The organism is Phenylobacterium sp., from assembly GCF_036495085.1.
Taxonomy (GTDB): domain Bacteria; phylum Pseudomonadota; class Alphaproteobacteria; order Caulobacterales; family Caulobacteraceae; genus Phenylobacterium.
In genome coordinates this window covers 1-1,910 of record NZ_DASXNL010000165.1, presented here as the reverse complement: position 1 = coordinate 1,910, position 1,910 = coordinate 1, and the positions used below count along the sequence as shown (strand labels likewise).

The 1,910-nt window shown below is 68.2% G+C and carries 1 protein-coding gene; it reads left to right on the top strand.

Going from position 1 to position 1,910, the window contains the following annotated elements:
* Window positions 1-1,910, top strand: a 1,910-nt coding sequence (locus VGI62_RS18170; RefSeq protein WP_331505958.1) for a hypothetical protein, incomplete at both ends; no start/stop codon positions are given.

The window sequence follows — 1,910 nt, the reverse complement described above, 5'->3', positions numbered from 1 at the left end:
GCCGTCAGCGAAGGTGTCCTGTTTCCCAAGTATCGGGCCGACCTGGTAGCCTGCGCCGCCGTCACCCGCGCCATGCACGACGGCCACATCGAGTCCACGCGCTATCCTCGCAATCCCCTCGATGTCCTGGCCCAGCAATTGGTGGCCACGGTAGCCAGTCCGCCGCAGAGAGCTTTACCCGCCCGGCGAACGAAATCCCGAAAAGCCCCAGAACAGGCCGACCCTGACCAGACCGATTCTGAACCCGGACTCGAAGTCTCGGTCGAATCCCTGTTCGACCTGGTGCGCCGCTCCGCTCCGTTCGCCGAACTCACCCGCTCCGCATTCGAAGGGGTCCTCGACCTGCTCAGCGGCCGCTATCCCTCCGATGAGTTTGCCGAACTGCGCCCGCGCCTGATCTGGGATCGCATTCGCAATGTGGTCACGGCGCGCGAAGGGGCCGGCCGGCTGGCCATCCTGAACGCCGGCACCATTCCTGACCGGGGGATGTACGGAGTCTTCCTCGCCCACACCGATGGCAAGTCGGTGCGCGTGGGAGAGCTGGACGAGGAAATGGTTTTCGAGAGCCACACCAACGAGACCTTCATCCTCGGCGCCTCGACCTGGCGCATCGTCGACATCACCCACGATCGGGTGCTGGTAGAACCGGCCCCGGGCGAACCAGGCAAGATGCCGTTCTGGAAGGGAGACGGCCCCGGCCGCCCCCTCGAGTTCGGCCGACGCATCGGGGCCCTGGTCCGCGAACTGCGCGAGATGCCGCCCGCGGCAGCCATGACCCGCCTCGTCACCGAGCACGATCTGGACCCCGGGGCCGCCGACAATCTCCTCCAGCTCCTCTCCGACCAGCAAGCCGCCACGGGCTCGGTTCCGGATGACCGCACCATCGTCATCGAGCGCTGCCGCGATGAGCTGGGCGACTGGCGCGTGTGTGTCCTCACCCCCTTTGGGAACCGCATTCACATTCCCTGGGCCATGGCCGTCGCGGCCCGCATCCACGCGGCCGGCGGAGCGGACGTCGAGACCCTCTGGGGAGATGACGGCTTCGTCCTGCGCTTTCCCGATACCGATGCGCCGCCCGACCCGGACTGGTTCCTCGTCGAGGCGGCCGAAGCCAGCGACCTCGTACTCCGCCAACTCGGCTCCACGGCGCTCTTTGCCGGCCGATTCCGCGAAGCCGCCGGGCGCGCACTACTGCTGCCGCGCCGACGCCCCGATGCCCGCTCAGCCCTGTGGCAATTGCGCAAGCGGTCCTACGACCTGTTGAGCGTCGCCTCCCGCTATCCTTCCTTCCCGCTGCTGCTCGAGACCTACCGCGAGTGCCTGCGCGATGTGTTTGACATGCCGGCCCTGCTCGAAACGTTGCGGGCCATCGAGCAGCGCCAGCTCCGCGTTCACGTGGCCGATACCCGCAAGCCGTCGCCGTTCGCGTCGTCTCTGCTCTTCAGCTACGTGGCCAACTTCGTCTACGACGGCGACGCGCCACTGGCCGAGCGCCGCGCCCAGGCGCTCACCATCGACCAGGATCAGCTGCGCGAGATCCTGGGCGAAGCGGATCTGCGCGAACTGCTCGACGCCGGCGTCATCGCCGAGGTGGAAGAAACCGCCCAGTGCCTGGCAGAAAACTACCGCGCCCATTCCGCCGACGGCCTCCACGACCTTTGCCTGCGCCTCGGCGACCTGTCCCGCGACGAACTCACGCGCCGCGTTGCTTCGCCCGATCTCATCGCACAAGCCGACCGTCTGGTCCGCACCCGGCGCCTGCTCGAAGTCCGCATCGCCGGCGAACGCCGCCTGATTGCCGCCGAAGACGCCGCCCGATATCGCGACGCGCTGGGGGTACCCCTGCCGCCGGGGGTGCCCGCATCGCTGCTGGAGCCGGTGGCGCACCCGGTGCTCGAACTGGTTCGCCG